This is a genomic window from Nonomuraea sp. NPDC050383, from assembly GCF_044459125.1.
Lineage (GTDB): Bacteria > Actinomycetota > Actinomycetes > Streptosporangiales > Streptosporangiaceae > Nonomuraea.
This window is the reverse complement of the sequence record NZ_JBITIP010000020.1, coordinates 15,098-31,733: the sequence shown is the minus strand read 5'-3', so window position 1 is coordinate 31,733 and position 16,636 is coordinate 15,098. Positions and strand designations below refer to the sequence as shown.

Genomic DNA, 16,636 nt, shown 5'->3' with positions numbered 1-16,636 from the left:
CGGTAGATCATGCATTGACACGCGAGGCCGGCGCCGCCGTAATAGAACTAAATTCTGGAGGTGTCATGAAACTCGGCCTCAACCTCGGATACTGGCAGCGCCATCCCAACGACGCGACCGAGCTCGTCCGGGCCGCCGAACGGCTCGGCTACGACTCGGTGTGGACCGCCGAAGCGTACGGCAGCGACGCCTTCACGCCGCTGGCCTGGTACGGGGCCCACACGTCTCGCATCAAGCTTGGCACGTCGGTCGCCCAGCTCTCGGCCCGACCCCCGGTCACGACCGCCATGACCGCCATGACGCTCGACCATCTCACGGGCGGCCGGCTGCTGCTCGGCGTGGGCGCCTCCGGCCCGCAGGTCGTCGAGGGCTGGTACGGCCAGCCGTTCGCCCGCCCGCTGGCCCGCACCCGCGAGTACGTCGAGATCATGCGCAAGGTGTGGCGGCGCGAGGAGCCCGTGACCGGCGACGGCCCGCACTATCCCCTCCCCCTGCCCGGCGGGCTCGGCAAGCCGCTCAAGCTCATCACGCACCCGCTGCGCCCGGACATCCCCGTCTACCTCGGCGCGGAGGGCCCCAAGAACGTCGCCCTGGCCACCGAGGTCGCGCAGGGCTGGCTGCCGCTGTTCACGTTCCCCTCCAAGATCGAGGAGATGTACGGCGACGCGCTCGCGCGGCGCGGCCCCGGCTTCGACATCGCGGCCATGGTCATGGTGGTCGTCTCCGACGACGTCCGGGCCGCGCTCGACGGGGTGAAGCTGATGCTCACTCTCTACATCGGCGGCATGGGCGCCCGGCACCGCAACTTCCACGCCGACATCATGGGCCGGATGGGCTTCGCCGAGGCGGCCGAGCGGATCCAGGCGCTGTACCTGGCGGGCCGGAAGGACGAGGCGTTCCAGGCGATCCCGGACGAGCTGGCCGACGGCATCGCGCTCGTGGGGCCGCCGGGGCGCATCAAGGAGCGCCTCGAACCGTGGCGGGCCTCCCCCGTCACGTCCCTGCTGGTCATGGGGCCGCGTGACGAGGAGCAGCTCACCACGGTCCGCGACCTGGTCCTCGGCTGAATCCGGTCAGTCCGGTCAGTCCGGTCAGTCCGGTCAGTCCGGGCGGGGCGCCGGGTCGGCGGTCACCGACCGCAGCAGCGGCCTGCTGAGCGCCCCCGCCCCGACGACCCCGGCGAAGCCGGCGGCGACGCACACGAGGAGGGTGACCAGGCCCGAGAGGTTCGGGTCGGTGATCATGAAGGGGATCCCGCAGAACGCCCCCACCAGGATCGCCCCGCCGCCCATGACCGCCAGCGGGATCAGCGTCTCCGCGCGGCGGGCCCGGTCCAGCACCTCCAGCGGCGTGCCGGCCAGGCGCAGCAGCGCGTACGTCTGGCGCCGGTCCAGCACGGAGGAGGCGGCGGTGATGCCCGCGCTCGCGATGGCCACCAGGAACGACACCGACAGCACCACGACCGTGCCCGTGGCGACGTCGCCCAGGAGCCGGCTCCCGAAGGACTCGTCATCGGCCTGGGTCGTCGGCGCGCGGCCGGGCACGAGGCCCGTGAGGGCGGTCCGCGCCCGGTCGAGCACCGCGGGGTCCGCCTGGGTGACGGCCTCGTCCGGCTTCTTCCGCCGCGCGTCCTCGCCGGTGACCCGGGTCGCGTCCTTCAGAGCGATCACGACGAGGTCCTTCCTCGTCGTCACCGCGGCCGCCACGCCGGCCTGCTTCAGCCGGTCCCGGCTCTGCTGCGCCACGGCCGCGACCTGACCGGCGGGCGCGGTCACACGCAGGTGGCCGGTGTCCTGGGCCCCGACCAGGGTTCCGGGGCTGAGCAGCCCGAGGAAGCCGGCCACGAAGCCGGTCAGGGCCACGCCGCTCACCGTGCGCCACGCCGCGCGCGGGTCGTCGACCAGCCGGCGCCCGGCCAGCAGCCGGGCCGGGCGGCGGGCCGAGGCGGCGGTGATCCTGCCGATCAGGCCCACCACCCACGGGCCGGCCAGGTTGAGGGAGAGGAACGCCAGCCCGATCACCACCGCGATCACACCGGCGCTGGTGCCGCGGGAGAGCACCGGAACGGCGGCGAGCGCCGCGACGAGGGCGAGCATCCGCACGAACCGCATCCCGGGAGGCGTCTCCCGCTTGGCCACGCCCAGCGGGCTGACCACGACCCGCCGCAGCCCCACCACGGCCGACAGGCCGGTCAGCAGCGGCACCGCGACCACGGCCCCGATCATGACCAGCGGGCTCGGCCACAGGTCGGAGACGAACCACGGGCCGCCGTCGATCTCCACGCGGGACAGCAGCGGCACGGCCAGCCCGTACGCGGCGGCGCCGGCCAGGGCGCCCGCGAACGCGACGATCACCGCCTCCGTCACGGTCATGGCGACCACCTGGCCCGGTGTCGCGCCGACCAGCCGCAGCGCCGCCAGCCGCTGGTCCCGGCGCGCCACCGTGAGCCGGGCGGCGGCCCCGCCGAACACCAGCAGCGGCACCACCATGAGCACGCTCGCGATGAGGGCGAGCATCTGGTACCCCTCGGCGTCCTCCGTCGGCTCCCCCGCCAGCGAGGCGACCTTGACCGGCGGCGAGCCGACGATCCAGTCGGAGCTGCGCGCGGCCGTGAGCTCCGGCGCGTCCGGCGCGCGACCGGCGACCACGATCAGCTCGTCCGGATGGACCAGCGCCTCGTCCCCGAGCACGCCGGCCCGCTCGGGGTAGCGGGCGGCCAGCTCGGCCGGGGGCAGCCGGTCCGCCAGCTCCGCCAGGGCGGGCGAGAGCCACACCTCGCCGGGCGCCGGCAAACGCGGCAGGCCGGGCGGCGGCTCGGGGCTCTTCCCCGGCAGGGCCGCCAGGTCCACCACCGTGATCTCCCTGCCGCGTACGTAGTCGTGCCGGCTCGCCTCGACCGCGACGGCCGGGCGCGAGCCGGCCGCGACCGGGTTGCGCCAGGCGCCCCGGTCGGCGCGGTCGGCGAAGGCGAAGTCCACCGTGACCGCGAACAGCAGCAGCGCCGTGGACACCGCGACGGCTCCCAGGGTGAGCCAGGTGCCGAGCATGCCCCTGCGCCCGCCGCCCTTGAGCAGCCGCCAGGTCAGGCCCGCGTTCGTGCCCGCGCTCATGATCGGGCCCCCGCGGCGAGCAGCACGCCGTCCCGGACCTCGACCGTGCGGTCGCACCAGCCGGCGACACCCGGGTCGTGGGTGACCACGATGAGCGAGGCCCCGTTGTGCTTGGTGGCGTCCACCAGCAGCCGCATCGTGTCGTTGCCGGTCGTCTGGTCGAGGGCGCCGGTCGGCTCGTCGGCGAAGACCACCGCGGGCCGCGTCACCAGGGCGCGGGCGATGGCCACCCGCTGCGCCTGGCCGCCGGACAGCTCGCCGGGCCGCCTCGTCTCCATGCCGCTCAGGCCGAGCGGGCCGAACCACTCCCTTGCCCGGCGTACGGCGTCCGTCCTCGTCACCCCGCCCAGCATCAGCGGGAGCGCCACGTTCTCGTCGGCGGGCAGCTCCGGCAGGAGCTGGCCGAACTGGAAGACGAAGCCGAAGCGCGTGCGGCGCAGGGCGCTGCGCTTCCGCTCGCCCATGTCGTCGATGCGGGTGCCCTCCAGGCGCACCTCCCCCGAGTCGGGCCGCATGATGCCGGCCAGGCAGTGGAGCAGCGTGGACTTGCCGGAGCCGCTCGGCCCCATGATCGCCACGGCCTCCCCCGACCGCACCGTCATGTCGACGCCGGCCAGGGCCACCGTCTGCCCGAATCTCTTGGTCAGCTCACGTCCAGCGAGCACGTCGTTCATGCCGGAAAGTCTTCCGGCGCGGCCCGTGCGGCGGATCGGCCGTGCGTCCGGTTGTCCCTCGGCCGAACGGCCGATCCTAGAGTGTTCGGCGTGACTATTCGGGTGCTCATCGCAGACGACCAGCAACTGGTTCGCACCGGCTTCCAGATGATCCTGGACGCCCAGCCGGACATGGAGGTCGTGGCGGCCGTCGCCGACGGCGCCGAGGCGGTGTCCGAGGCCAGGCGGCTGCGGCCGGACGTGTGCCTGCTCGACATCCGGATGCCGAAGCTGGACGGGCTGGAGGTGACCCGCGCCCTGGCCGGGCCCGGCGTGGAGAGCCCGATGCGGGTGGTCATCGTCACCACCTTCGACCTGGACGAGTACGTCTACGGCGCGCTGCGGGCCGGCGCCACCGGTTTCCTGCTCAAGGACAGCGGGCCGACGCTGCTCATCGAGGCGGTCCGGGCCGCGGCGGACGGGGAGGCGCTGGTGTCGCCGTCGGTGACCGTGCGGCTGCTGCGCCACCTGGCCAGGCCCGAGCGCGGCGCCCCCGCCCCGGACGATCCGCTGACCGAGCGGGAGCTCGACGTGGTGCGGCTGGTGGCCCGCGGCCGCACCAACCAGGAGGTGGCCGGCGAGCTGTTCGTCTCGCTGTCGACGGTCAAGACGCATCTCGGCAGCATCCAGGCGAAACTCGGTGTCCGTAATCGGGTGGAAATCGCAGCTTGGGCGTGGGAATCCGGCGTGGTGGGCTGATTAACAATGAGCTCGGCGGGATACAAGGTGAGGGAGAACCCAGCGCATGGCACGGGGGGAGAACCAACGTGCGCTACGCCCAGGCACCGCCTACGAGAGCCGCCTCCGCCGTATACGTGACGCTCGCCGCGCAGGTCCTCTGCCTGGGCGCCCTCGTGACCTTCGAGCTGGTCCGGGGGCGCAGCCTCGCCGCCCAGCTCGCCGCGTTCGACGGCCGTCCCCGAGGCGCGGAGGCCGAGGCGGTCGTCGGCCCGGTGACGCTCTTCGCCGTCCTCATCCTGCTGCTCGGCGTCGCCACGATCGCCAGCGCCGCCGCGTACACCACCTGGCTGGTGCATGCCCGGCAGGCCGACCACCGCTCCGCCACGGCCGGGCCGGTCGCCGCCGCCTGGCTGATCCCCGGCGTCAACCTGGTGGCGCCCGTCCTGCTGGTCGACGAGCTGTGGCGTGGCGCCCTGCCGCCGGCCGGCCGCCGTCGGCGCTGGCTCGTGCTGCTGGCGGCGTGGTGGACGAGCTGGCTGACCACGCTGGCGCTGGTGCTCGTACGGCTGCCGCGGGAGACGTCGGCGGACGGGCTGACCGGGGTCGGCGTGCCGGAGCTGGTGGCGCTGACGGCGGCGGCGCTGCTGTGCGCGGCGACCGTCCGGCAGATCACGGCCGTCCAGTGCTCGGCGCGCGGCGTGGCCATGCCCACCGTGCTGCCGGGGATGCGCCGGCCGGCGACGCCGCCGGAGTCGGCGCCGCTCGGCCAGGTGAGCTGATCCGCCGGGCCCGCCGCCCGTCCGGGCCCCGTCCGGGCCCCGTCCGGGCCCTGTCAGGCGGCCGTGGGGCCGGAGCTGCCCGGGCTGGCGTGCCACAGCTTGCGCGGCGGTGACGCGACCGCCGGGCCGAGGTCGGAGTACGGCGAGAGCAGGAAGCCGTTGGCGTACTCGATGGGCCGCCCGCCGACGCCGCCCCGGGACTCCGGGTCGCGGGCCATCAGCGCCCGGACCGCCTCGACGCCCTGCGAGCGCCACACCCGTTCGAGGTCGGCGAGGTTCCAGCAGTCCACCGCGCGCAGCGAGACCGCCCGCGTGCCCGTGCGCCGGACCACTCCCCGGGCCACCATGAGCCACGCACCGAACACCGTCGCCGCGCACCTGCCCTGCACCGACTCGAAGAACGTCAGGTCCACCGGCCCCGTCGAGTCGTCGAGCGTGGTGAAGATGACCCGCTGCCCCGAGCGGACGGCCGGCGTCTGCGTGGCCACCTTGACCCCGGCGACCAGCACCTCCGCACCGTTGCGCTGCCGCAGCAGGTCCTTGGAGCGCACCACGCCGAGCGCGTCGAGCAGCTCGTCGTAGAAGCTGATCACGTGGCGCGAGACGTCGATGCCGAGGATCTCCAGCTCGGCCTCCACCATCTCGGCGTCGGTCATCTCGGGCAGCTCGCCCGGCGGCACGTGCTCGCCGAACCCGAGCGGGAGCTGCACGGCCGCCGCCTCCCCCTCCCGCTGCCTGCCCGGCGGCACGGGGCGGGCGGGGGCGTAGCGCTTGGAGCGGCCGGCGGTGGCGTGCCCCACGTGCGAGGCGGAGGCACGTTCCAGGGCGCCCACCTGGGCGACCAGGTCGCGGCGGGTCAGGCGGCCGGGCCGCCAGCGGTCGCCGCCTCCGCCTGGGCTCAGGCCGTGCAGCGCGTCCAGGCCGCCCACCTGCACGATCCGCTCCATGATCGGCCGCGATGGGCGGGCGCGGTCCCAGAAGTCCGCGAGCGACGTGTACGGCCGGCCCGCGACCATGCGGTCCACCTCCGCCTCGCTCACCCCCTTGACCGCCGAGAACGGCACCCGCAGCGCGTATCCCTTGCCCAGCTCCCCCGGCCTGAACTCCTCGGCCCTGAACGGCGCCCGCCGGGGCTCGCCGGGCTCGCCCAGCGCGTCCGCCTGGACCCGGAGCCGCAGCGGGGGGCGCGGCCCGAGGCGCTCCACCTGCCAGTCACGGCCCGACCGGTTCACGTCGAGCGGCAGGATCGTGACCCCGCACTGCCGGGCCTCGTCGATGATGACCCGCTGCGGGTACATGCCGGGCTCGTGGGTGAGCACCCCGGCGAAGAACGCCGCCGCGTGGTGCCGCTTGAGCCAGGCCGACTGGTAGGTGGGCAGCGCGAACGCCGCCGCGTGCGCCTTGCAGAAGCCGAACCCGCCGAACGCGTCGAGCACCTCCCAGGCCCGCTCCACGGTCGCGTCGTCGAACCCGTTCGCCTTGGCCAGCGGCACGAACGTCTTGCGGACCAGCTCCCGGCCCTCGGGCGTGGACAGCGAGCGCCGCAGCATCTCGGCGAACGACAGGTCGCGCCCCGTCATCACCGCGATGACCCTGAGCACCTGCTCGTGGAAGACCACGACGCCGTGCGTCTCCTTCAGCGCCTCGTGCAGCCGCTCGTGCGGGTAGTAGGGCGCGCGCCACCCGTGCCTGGCCTCCAGGTAGGGGGTGACCATGTCGGAGTTGACCGGTCCCGGCCGGAACAGCGAGATGTCCACGATCAGGTCGTGCATCGCGCGCGGCTCCAGCTTGGCGACGAGCTCGCGCTGGCCGGGCGACTCGATCTGGAAGCAGCCCAGGGTGCGGGCGGCGCAGATCATGTCGTAGGTGTCCTGGTCGTCGTGCGGCACGTAACGAATCTCCGGCCGGGCGTCCGGGATCGGCCGGGGCTCCGGGATCGGCGGCTCCGGGTCGCGGGCCTGCGGGTCGGGAGGGCGCTGCTCGTCCAGCCGGACCACGACGCCGTCCACCCGCTCGATCTCGCCCAGCGCGTACGCCATCGCCGACTGCATGCGCACGCCCAGCACGTCCAGCTTGAGCAGCCCCGCCTCCTCCACGTCGTCCTTGTCGAACTGCGACATCGGGAACTCCAGCAGGCTGCGCTCCACCGGCGTGCGGTCGCGCAGCCCGGAGTTGCCGATCAGCACCCCGCACGGGTGCAGCGCGATGTGCCGGGGCAGCCCGTCGAGCTTCTCAGCCAGCCTGAACACCCGGTCCAGCCCCGCCTCCCCCAGCCTGCTGTCGCGCAGCTCCGGCAGGTCGCTCAGCGACGCGGTGATCTGCCTGGCCCTGATGTGCGGGAACGCCTTGGCGATCGCGTCGATCTCGTACGGGGGCAGGCCCATGGCGCCCGCCACGTCACGGATCGCGCTGCGGGCCCGGTAGGTCTCCATCATGGACACGCAGGCCACGCGCTCCTCGCCGTACCTGTCGAAGATGGCCTTGTAGCAGTCGAGCCGGCGCGCGGACTCCACGTCCACGTCGATGTCGGGCAGCCCGACGCGGCCCTCCGACAGGAAGCGCTCCATGAGCAGGCCGTGGTGGAGGGGGTTCACCTCGCCGATGCCGATGAGGTAGTTGACCAGGCTGCCCGCGCCGGAGCCGCGGATGGCGCACCGGATGCCCATCCGCCGGATCATGTCGGTGATGTCGGACACGGCGATGAAGTAGCCGGACAGGCGCTTGCGCTCGATGATCGCCATCTCGTCCCGGAGCCGTTCGCCGGCCTCCCGGGAGCGGGCCAGGCCGCGCGCCGCCATCCCGTCCTCCACCCGGCGGCGCAGCAGCGGCACCGGGTCGGCGCCGATCTCGGGCAGGTGCAGGGCGGGCGGGTCGCCGCGCAGCGCGAGCAGCTCACGCGGGTCCATCACGCACTCCTCCGCGACCCTGCGGGTGGCGCGCAGCAGGTCGGCGACCCGGCGCGCGTCGGAGCCGCAGATCTTCGCGGCCACCGTCGCCATGTCCTTGGAGCCCTTGAGATAGGCGTGGGAGGTGGTGCGTTCCAGGTGGCGCGGGTGCAGCGGGACGAGCTGGCGGGCCGCGTCGAGCACGTCGCCCACCTGGTGGTCGTCCGGGTCGAGGTACCTGACGGCGTTGCTGAGCACGGCGGGCACCCCGGCGGACTCGGCCAGGGCGAGCATGCGGACGGCGGTGATGGCGTCGCGGAAGCCGTACTGGTCGACCAGCTCGACCACCACCCCGGGCACCATGGAGCGCCACAGGCCGAGCAGCGCCGCGGCCCGCTCGTCGCGGCGCGCGGCCATCGCCCGGCCCACGTCGGAGCGGGGGCCGAGCAGCACCGTCAGCCCGTCGTCGGGGGTGACGCCGGGGCCGGCCCACGCGGCCACCATCTCCCGGGTCACCCGCGGCTCGCCGCGCCCGCCCGCGTAGTGGGCGTCGGTGACCAGCCGGGCCAGGCGGGACCAGCCGCCCGAACGGGCCAGCACGGTGATCCGGTCCTCGGCGTCCGCCCCGGTGCGGGGGCGCTGCGGCTTCCGGCTCCGGGCGAGGGGGCTCAGGTCGTCGAGCGCGCCGCCGGAGTCGAGGGTGAGGCCGTCGAGCGCGCCCTCGTGGCCGCCGCCGGGGCCGCCCGCTCCGGCGAGGACGAGGCTGACGCCGAAGACCGGCCCGATCCCGGCGTCCGCGCACGCCTGCGCGTGCTTGACCGCCCCGTACAGACCGTCGCGGTCGGTCAGCGCGAGGATGTCCATGCCGTCGTCGGCGGCCCGCCGCGCCAGCTCGCGCGGGAACGCGGTGCCGTACCGCATCGAGTAGGCGGAGGCCACGTTGAGGTGCGGGAACGGCGCGCCCATCAGTCCCACGCCCTCAGGAGCAGCCAGCCGCCGCTGGCGGTGTCGAACCTCAGCTCGTAGGAGCCCGCCTCACGCCCCGGGCTGGCCTCGACCCGCCAGAACTGGCGCTCGCCCGGATCGCCCTCCCGCACCTTCCACCACTCGCGCGTCACCACCCAGTGGTCGAGGACGCGGCGCACGAGATAGAGCCGGTCACGCCAGACGAACTGGCTGGGCTCGCCCTCCCGGGTCCACACCTCGATCGGATCGCCATAGAGTCTGCTCAAGACGCCTCTCCCCGCGGCTTTTCGACTGTGTTCAGCCACCCGGGGGAAGGCGGGCGTTCTTACATATCGAACATATGTTCTTTGCGGCTCGGAGCGCAAGTCGCTCACGCAGGTGAGCCCGGTCGGCGGCGAGCCCGTGTCGGCCCACCCGGACGAGCCCGATATCGGTAAGCTAACCCGCCGTGAGCGGTGAAACCTCCCACATCGGGCGCTACAGGTTGCTGAGCGTGCTGGGCAGGGGCGGGATGGGCACGGTGCACCTCGCCGAGGACACCGCGGGGCAGCGCGTCGCCATCAAGGTGATCAACGCGGAGTTCAGCCAGCATGAGCAGTTCCGCATGCGTTTTCGCAGGGAGGCCGACGCCGCCCGGCGGGTGCGCCGGTTCTGCACCGCCGCGGTCCTGGAGGCGGCCCTCGACGGCCGGATCCTCTACGTCGTCACCGAGTACGTGCCGGGCCCCAACCTGGAGCAGGCCGTCGAGCAGTCCGGGCCGCTGCGCGGATCCAGCCTCGACGCGCTGGCCGTCAGCGTGGCCACCGCCCTGACCGCCATCCACGGGGCCGGGGTGGTCCACCGCGACCTCAAGCCGTCCAACGTGCTGCTGTCGCCCGTCGGCCCCCGGGTGATCGACTTCGGCATCGCTCGGGCGCTCGACACGCTCAGCGGGGTCACGGGCACCGGCGAGATCGTCGGCACGCCTCGCTACATGGCGCCCGAGGTGCTGCGGGGCGACCCGGTGTCGCCGGCGTGCGACGTGTTCTCGTGGGGCTGCCTGGTGGCGTACGCGGCGAGCGGCAGGGCGCCGTTCGGCGGCGAGACGCTGCCCGCGATCGTCTATCAGGTGCTCAACACCGAGCCCGACCTGAGCCAGGTCGATCCGTCGCTGCGCGAGCTGGTCGCCGCCGCCCTGCGCAAGGACCCGGCGGCCCGGCCGACGGCGCAGCAGCTCCTCGACCACCTGGTGGGCCGCTCGGCGGCGCCGGAGCAGGCGGCGCGGACGGTGCGGCTGAGCTGGCAGCAGCAGGGGACGACGCCGTTCACAGAGCCGGGTGTCCCGCACCCGGTCCCGGGCGGCGGGCCGGGAGCCCCCTCGCGCGGGCGCAGGCGGGGGCTCCTGGCCGCCGGGCTGGCCGTCGGGACGGTGGCGCTCGCCGGCGCGGTCCTGGCGGCGTGGACGTTCCTGTCGCCCGGCGGGCCGCCCGAGGGGCCGACGCTCCTCCAGGAGGACTTCACCCAGACCTCCGGCGGCTGGGGCGGCACCTACGACCCCGACGAGACCGCCTCCTACGGCTACCGCACCGACGGCACGTTCGGCCTCGACGTGGAGGAGGACTACGAGGAGCGCCGGATCAAGGCGCCCACGTCGTACCTCATCGCCACGCCGACGGGGACGCCGCTGCCGTCGAGCACCCCGACGCCGATGATGCCGCCGAGCGTGGTCGTCGGCGTTACCGCGCAGGTCCGGCAGGTCGTCGGCAGCGGCGAGTACGGCGTGTACTGCCACTCGGCCGACGACCGCACCTCCTACGAGTTCGGCCTGGACACGTCGGGGCAGGCCCGCATCCGGCGCATCGTGGACGGCTCGGGCGGCACGCTGGCGCAGCCGGTCAAGGTGGACGGGCTGCCGGGCAAGGCCCGCATCGAGGCGTCGTGCGAGCAGCGCGGGAGCGCGGTGCGGCTGACGATGTGGGTCAACGGCGATCGGGTCCAGCAGGTGGACGACCCGAACGGGCTCGGCAACGGGTACGTGGGGCTGTTCGCCCGCACGCCCAAGGACAGCGAGTCGGTGCTGCGCACCACGTTCGACGACTTCGACCTGCGGGGCCAGCAGCAGACCTGAGGTTCGCCGCACCCCGCCCGAACCTCACCCCACCCGTACGACGCCGTGGCCGCCGCCGGTGGTCACGCGAGCCGATCGGAGCGACCGGGGAGGTAGCGCAGGCTCAGCCAGACGATGGTCAGGAAGCAGGCGGTGAGCAGGGCCGCGCCGAGGTGGACGCCCAGCGCCGCGTCGCGCATCGACACCAGGGAGCCGAGGAGCGCCACCCCCATGGCCATGCCGGCCTGGCGGGCGGTGTTGAGGACTCCTGAGCCGAGCCCCGCGTAGGCCGGGTCGATCGCCTGGAGTGCGGCGGCGTTCAGGCTGGGCGAGAACACGCCGCATCCGAGCCCAGCCAGCGTTGTGCCCGCCAGGAACAGTGGCCAGGTGCCCGGCCCCGCGACGCCCAGCAGCAGCATCGCCCCGGCGGCGGACACCAGCGCCCCGCTCCACAGCAGTGCCCGGGGCCCGAGCCCGATCAGGCGGCGGTTGATCACGATGGTGCCGAACACCCAGGCGATCGAGAAGGGCAGGAACCATACGCCCGTTCGCGCGGGGCCGAGACTCCAGTGCTGTTGAAGATGGAGAGCGAGCATGAACTGCATGCCGTACCCGGCGAACTGGAACGCCAGTCCGCTGCCGACCGACGCGGAGAAGGCGGCGCGGCGGAAGACCGCCAGCGGCAGCATGGGATGGCCGGAGTGCCGCTCGATCAGCAGGAAGGCGGCGGTCGCGGCGGTGCCGAGTGCCAGCAGCCCGAGGGGGACGGCCGAGCCCCAGCCGAGGGGGCCGCCCTCGATCAGCCACGCGGTGACTGACGCGAGTGCGACCGCCGCCGCCACCTGCCCGGGCAGGTCGGCGCGGGCCTGGCGTCGGGGGGTCTCGGCGACGTGGCGCAGCGCCAGCAGGATCGTGACCAGGCCGATCGGGATGTTGATCGCGAAGATCGCGCGCCAGCCGAGCAGGTCGGTGAGCAGCCCGCCGCCGACCGGCCCCGCCACCAGGGCGAGCCCGCCTGTCGCGCCCCAGACCGTGATGGCTCTTGCCCGCTCGGCGTGGTCGGGGTAGGTGCGGGCGATGATCGCCAAGGTGGTCGGCAGCAGCCCGCCCGCGGCCAGTCCCTGCGCGAACCGCGCGACGATGAGCACGTTCAGCGTGGGACTGACCGCGCACAGCAGGGAGGCCGCGGTGAAGGTGGCCAGCGAGGCCGCGAACAGCCTGCGGGCGCCCCAGCGGTCGCTCATGCTGCCCGCCGTCAGCAGCACGCTGGCGAGTGGGATGGTGTAGACGTTCACCACCCACTGCAGCGCCGTGATGGAGCCGTGGACGTCCCGCTCGATCGCGGGCAGGGCGACGTTGAGCGCGCTGCCGTCCAACAGGACCATGAAGAAGCCGAGACAGACGGCGGCCAGCGCACGTCCGCTCGGCGCCGCGATGGCCCGCTCCAGCGTCCGAGTGCTCATTGCCCGCGGACGAGGTCGCGCACCGCCTGCTTGGCGGCCTGGGTGACGCGCCGGAACGCCTGCGGGTCCTGGGTGGCTCTGGCCAGGACATAACCCCCCTGCACCGCGGCCACCACCATGGAAGCGGTCGCCAGGATGTCGGCGTCCGGGCGAAAGTCCTCGCGGTCCTCTTCGAGCACCTGGGTGATGCGCCCGACCAGCCATGAGAAGAGCTCCGCGACCGGAGCACGCAGGCTGTCGTCGGTCGCCACGTCGTAGTCCTGGACCAGGCCGCCCAAGCGGCAGCCCGCCAGCGGGTCGCGTTCGAGGTCGAGATAGGCGCACACGCGTTCGACCGCCGAGCCGCTCCCGCTCAGCACCGCCTCCGCGGTCTCGCGCAGCTTTTCGGCCGAATAGCCCATGGCGGCGACGGCCAGGCCCGCCTTTCCCGAGAAGTGGTGGTACATGCTGCCCTGGCCGGCGTGGGCCCGCCTCTGGATCATCGTGGGGCTGGTGGCGGCGTAGCCGCGCTCCCACAACAGCTCCGACGTCGCCTCTATCAAGGCCGTTCTCGTGCTCATGCCTTCGATTGTACATACTTGTATGTACAGAATCCATACGACCCTCGGCGCGGGCTGGGGCCCTGCTCGTCAGAGAACTCCGGCGCGGGCGGCGGCCAGGGCGGCGTCGGCGGCGCGGTCGGCGTCGGCCTGGCTCACCGGCTCGTGGGCGACGAACAGCCGGTAGTAGACGGGCGCCACCGCGACCCGGACCACCTCCCGGGCGTCGACCGTGACGGGCAGCTCGCCCCGCTCCACGCCCCGCCGCACGACCTGGGCCGACTGCTCGTGGCGGGCCTCGAAGAAGGCGCGCAGGGCCCGCGCTGCCTCGGGGCTCTGCATGGCCGCCGCCACGAACGCCGACGACACGGGCCCCAGCTCGGGATCCTCGAACCCGCTCCGCACCAGCTCGACGACGCCCCGCAGGTCGCCCTGGACCGTGCCGGTGTCGGGGACGGGCCACGGCTCGCCGGCGGCCAGCTCCAGGGCGTCGGCGACGAGCCCTTCGACGGTGCCCCACCGCCGGTAGACGGTCGTCTTGTGGACGCCCGAGCGCTCCGCCACGCCGTCCACGGTCAGGCCGCGGAAGCCGTGCTCGGCCAGCTCGCCGAGCGTCGCCTGCCGCACGGCGTCGCGCACGCGCGCGCTGCGTCCACCGGGCCGCTTCACCACTTTCAAACGCTACTCCAGTTGCATTAGCCTTTCGAGTCTGCCACTCTAACGCTACACAAGTTGCGATTGGAGTTCCATCCTGACCATCCTGCTTCGAGACATCACGAAGTCCTACGCCCACCGCAGGGTCCTGTCCGGCGTGTCCATGTCCGTCCGGCGGGGCGAGCGCCTGGGCATCGTCGGCGAGAACGGCTCGGGCAAGTCCACCCTGCTGCGGCTCCTTTCCGGCGCCGAGCGGCCCGACTCCGGCGAGGTCGTCGTGTCCGGCGAGGTCGGCCACCTCGGCCAGACTCTCGGCCTGTCCTCCGACCTCACGGTCCAGCAGGCCGTCGACGCCGCGCTGGCCGGCCTCAGGGCCATGGAGCGGCGGCTGCGCGAGCTGGAGTCCACGCTCGCCGCCGAGCCCGCCGAAGGCTACGACGCCTCGCTGGAGGAGTACGGCGACCTGCTCACGGCCTTCGCCTCACGGGGCGGCTACGAAGCGGACGCCCGGGTGGACAAGTCCCTCCACGCCCTCGGCCTTCCCCACCTCACCGCCGAACGCCCGTCCGCGCGCACCCGCCGCGGCGAGGCCGGCGGCCGGGAGCGGACGCTGGGGAGCCTGTCCGGAGGCGAGCAGGCCCGGCTCGGGCTGGCGTGCGTGCTGGCCGCCTCGCCGGAGACGCTGCTGCTGGACGAGCCCACCAACCATCTCGACGAGTCGGCGCTCGTCTGGCTGGAGGAGCGTCTGCGCGGCCATCCCGGCACGGTCGTCGTGGTGGCGCACGACCGGATCTTCCTCGACCGGGTGACCACCGCCGTGATCGAGGTGGAGGGCGGCGAGGTCACCCGGTACGGCGGGGGCTACGCCGGCTTCCTGGCCGCCAAGGCGGCGGCCAGGGCCCGCTGGGAGCAGGCGTACACCGCCTGGCGCGAGGAGGTGCGCCAGGTGCGCGACCACGCCGCGACGACCGCCCGCCGCGTCGCCCAAGGCCGTGTCATGCGCGACAACAACAAGATGGCCTACGACCGCAACGCGGGGCGGGTGCAGAGCTCGATCGCCGGCCGGGTCCGCAACGCCCAGGAACGGCTGCGCCGGCTGGAGGAGCACCCGGTCCCCCGGCCCCCGGCCCCGCTCCGCTTCCGCGGCACGTTCACCGCCCCCACCCCCGCGGACCCCGCCCCCACCCCCGCGGAACCCGCCCCCACCCCCGCGGAACCCGCCCCCGGCGCCGTGGAGGCCGCCCCCAGCGCCGTGGAGGCCGCCTGCGGGCCGGCGGAGGCCGACGGGGTGCCGCCCCGGTCCCCGCGCCGGGTGGTTGCCGAGCTGCGGGACGTGCGGGTGGGCGACCGGCTGAGCGTCGAGTCGCTCGTGATCCGGGCCGGTGACCGGCTGCTCGTCCACGGGCACAACGGGGCGGGCAAGTCCACACTGTTGCGGGCCGTCGCCGAGCGGGCCCGGGGTCGCGTGGGACACCTCGCCCAGGAGACGGTTCTCGACCCCGCGCTGCCGGTCCTGGAGGCGTACGGCCACGGCCACCCCGACGAGCGGCGGACCGCGCTGCTCGCCACCGGCCTGTTCCGGGCGGAGACGCTCGACCTCAGGGTGGGCGCGCTGTCCGTGGGGCAGCGGCGCAGGCTGGCGCTGGCCCGGCTGCTCGCCGAGGAGCACGACGTGCTGCTGCTCGACGAGCCCACCAACCACCTGTCCCCTGAGCTGGCCGAGGAGCTGGAGCAGGCCCTCGACCGCTTCACGGGAACCCTCGTGGTGGTCACGCACGACCGCGCCCTGCACAGGCGGTTCCGGGGGACGCGGCTGGAAGTCTCAGGAGGACACCTATGTCACTGACCATGATTCCGCAGGGCGCCCCCTACGGCGTCGCGACCGGCCCCGACGGGGCACTGTGGTTCACGCTGGTCCACCAGGGCATGGTGGGCAGGCTCGTGCCCGGCGAGGAGCCGGTCGTCCACCGGCTCGACCCGGCGGACGGCGGACCGACCGTGATCACACCCGGCGCCGACGGGGCGATGTGGTTCACCGAGTTCCAGGGAGGCCGGGTCGGGCGGGTGACGGAGTCGGGCGAGGTGACCTCCTTCGAGGCCGGCTCGCCGTACGGCATCACCGCGGGCCCCGACGGGGCGATGTGGTTCACCCGGATGCAGGCCGACCGCATCGGACGGATCTCCCGCGACGGAACGGTGACCGAGTTCGAGGTGCCGGTGAAGGGCGGCATGCCCTCGGCCGTCACCGCCGGGCCGGACGACGCCCTGTGGTTCACGCTCAACCAGGGCGACGCCGTCGGCCGCGTCTCGCTCGACGGCGAGATGACGATCCACCGGCTGCCCACGCCCGGGGCCGCCCCGGTGGGCATCACGGCCGGGCCCGACGGTGCGCTGTGGTTCGTGGAGATCGGCGCCGGGCAGATCGGGCGCGTAACCGTGACCGGGGAGATCACCGAGTTCCCGCTGCCGGACCGCGCCTGCCGCCCGCACGCCGTCGTCTCGGGGCCGGACGGGGCGCTGTGGTTCACCGAGTGGGCCACCGACCGCCTCGGCCGCATCACCGTCAAGGGCGAGGTGGACGAGTACGACCTGACCGCGACGGGCGCGGGAGCCGGTGACGTACGCGCGGAGCCGCACGGTCTGACGGTCGGGCCCGACGGGGCCATCTGGGTGGCCCTCGAAGCGGGCGCGCTCGCCCGGGTGGAGATCCCCTGACACTCTTGCGCGCCATGCCGGCCGCGCGGCCCGGCGGGGGACTCC

13 protein-coding genes are annotated in these 16,636 nt (G+C 74.0%); 6 read left to right on the top strand and 7 right to left on the bottom strand.

Annotation, left to right across the window (positions count from 1 at the left end):
• Window positions 1–65 precede the first annotated feature (65 nt).
• The gene (locus ACIBG4_RS35090) at window positions 66–1,067 is read left to right on the top strand and encodes an LLM class F420-dependent oxidoreductase (protein WP_397205961.1); all 1,002 of its coding nucleotides are present in this window, start codon (window positions 66–68) and stop codon (window positions 1,065–1,067) included.
• A gap of 33 nt (window positions 1,068–1,100) precedes the next feature.
• On the opposite strand, the gene ACIBG4_RS35085 is transcribed toward ACIBG4_RS35090, so the two are convergent.
• Entirely contained in the window at window positions 1,101–3,110 is a 2,010-nt protein-coding gene (locus tag ACIBG4_RS35085; protein WP_397205959.1) for an FtsX-like permease family protein, read from the bottom strand.
• Window positions 3,107–3,784 (bottom strand): ABC transporter ATP-binding protein, encoded by a 678-nt coding sequence (locus tag ACIBG4_RS35080; protein ID WP_397205957.1) that lies wholly within the window; start codon window positions 3,782–3,784, stop codon window positions 3,107–3,109. Before ACIBG4_RS35080 ends, ACIBG4_RS35085 begins: the two co-directional genes overlap by 4 nt.
• A gap of 90 nt (window positions 3,785–3,874) precedes the next feature.
• On the opposite strand from ACIBG4_RS35080, the gene ACIBG4_RS35075 reads away from it, so the two are divergent.
• Window positions 3,875–4,522 (top strand): response regulator, encoded by a 648-nt coding sequence (locus ACIBG4_RS35075; RefSeq protein ID WP_397205955.1) that lies wholly within the window; start codon window positions 3,875–3,877, stop codon window positions 4,520–4,522.
• Between the two features lie 68 nt (window positions 4,523–4,590).
• The gene (locus ACIBG4_RS35070; RefSeq protein ID WP_397205953.1) at window positions 4,591–5,283 is read left to right on the top strand and encodes a DUF4328 domain-containing protein; all 693 of its coding nucleotides are present in this window, start codon (window positions 4,591–4,593) and stop codon (window positions 5,281–5,283) included.
• 53 nt (window positions 5,284–5,336) lie between these two features.
• Here the strand turns inward: ACIBG4_RS35070 and ACIBG4_RS35065 are convergent, their stop codons facing one another.
• A complete protein-coding gene (locus tag ACIBG4_RS35065) occupies window positions 5,337–9,134 on the bottom strand; it encodes a DNA polymerase III subunit alpha (protein ID WP_397205951.1) in 3,798 nt (1,265 codons plus the stop codon).
• Window positions 9,134–9,400, bottom strand: coding sequence for a DUF6504 family protein (locus tag ACIBG4_RS35060; RefSeq protein WP_310712188.1), 267 nt, complete (start codon window positions 9,398–9,400; stop codon window positions 9,134–9,136). Before ACIBG4_RS35060 ends, ACIBG4_RS35065 begins: the two co-directional genes overlap by 1 nt.
• Window positions 9,401–9,582: 182 nt before the next feature.
• Here ACIBG4_RS35060 and ACIBG4_RS35055 point away from each other — a divergent pair, with 182 nt between their 5' ends.
• Window positions 9,583–11,241 carry a serine/threonine-protein kinase gene (locus ACIBG4_RS35055; protein ID WP_397205949.1) on the top strand — a complete coding sequence of 553 codons (1,659 nt, stop codon included), beginning with the start codon at window positions 9,583–9,585 and terminating at the stop codon, window positions 11,239–11,241.
• Between the two features lie 62 nt (window positions 11,242–11,303).
• On the opposite strand, the gene ACIBG4_RS35050 is transcribed toward ACIBG4_RS35055, so the two are convergent.
• From ACIBG4_RS35050 to ACIBG4_RS35040, 3 genes are all read right to left on the bottom strand, one after another.
• A complete protein-coding gene (locus ACIBG4_RS35050; protein ID WP_310712185.1) occupies window positions 11,304–12,683 on the bottom strand; it encodes an MFS transporter in 1,380 nt (459 codons plus the stop codon).
• Window positions 12,680–13,243, bottom strand: a complete 564-nt coding sequence (locus tag ACIBG4_RS35045; protein ID WP_310712184.1) for a helix-turn-helix domain-containing protein — start codon at window positions 13,241–13,243, stop codon at window positions 12,680–12,682. The genes ACIBG4_RS35050 and ACIBG4_RS35045 overlap by 4 nt, the downstream gene beginning before the upstream one ends.
• 69 nt (window positions 13,244–13,312) lie before the next feature.
• Window positions 13,313–13,894: a TetR/AcrR family transcriptional regulator gene (locus ACIBG4_RS35040; RefSeq protein ID WP_397205946.1), complete on the bottom strand. Its 582-nt coding sequence runs from the start codon at window positions 13,892–13,894 to the stop codon at window positions 13,313–13,315.
• Window positions 13,895–14,033: 139 nt separating this feature from the next.
• Between ACIBG4_RS35040 and ACIBG4_RS35035 the strand changes: the two genes are divergently transcribed.
• Window positions 14,034–15,722, top strand: a complete 1,689-nt coding sequence (locus ACIBG4_RS35035; RefSeq protein WP_397205944.1) for an ABC-F family ATP-binding cassette domain-containing protein — start codon at window positions 14,034–14,036, stop codon at window positions 15,720–15,722.
• Window positions 15,713–16,591 (top strand): virginiamycin B lyase, encoded by an 879-nt coding sequence (locus tag ACIBG4_RS35030; protein WP_397205942.1) that lies wholly within the window; start codon window positions 15,713–15,715, stop codon window positions 16,589–16,591. Before ACIBG4_RS35035 ends, ACIBG4_RS35030 begins: the two co-directional genes overlap by 10 nt.
• Window positions 16,592–16,636: the final 45 nt, after the last annotated feature.

Excerpts from the sequence above, each read along its gene's own strand:
- ACIBG4_RS35050 (WP_310712185.1), bottom strand. The coding sequence starts at position 12,683 with ATGAGCACTCGGACGCTGGAGCGGGCCATCGCGGCGCCGAGCGGACGT.
- ACIBG4_RS35065 (WP_397205951.1), bottom strand. The coding sequence starts at position 9,134 with ATGGGCGCGCCGTTCCCGCACCTCAACGTGGCCTCCGCCTACTCGATG.
- ACIBG4_RS35085 (WP_397205959.1), bottom strand. The coding sequence starts at position 3,110 with ATGAGCGCGGGCACGAACGCGGGCCTGACCTGGCGGCTGCTCAAGGGC.
- ACIBG4_RS35030 (WP_397205942.1), top strand. The coding sequence starts at position 15,713 with ATGTCACTGACCATGATTCCGCAGGGCGCCCCCTACGGCGTCGCGACC.
- ACIBG4_RS35090 (WP_397205961.1), top strand. The coding sequence starts at position 66 with ATGAAACTCGGCCTCAACCTCGGATACTGGCAGCGCCATCCCAACGAC.
- ACIBG4_RS35080 (WP_397205957.1), bottom strand. The coding sequence starts at position 3,784 with ATGAACGACGTGCTCGCTGGACGTGAGCTGACCAAGAGATTCGGGCAG.
- ACIBG4_RS35045 (WP_310712184.1), bottom strand. The coding sequence starts at position 13,243 with ATGAGCACGAGAACGGCCTTGATAGAGGCGACGTCGGAGCTGTTGTGG.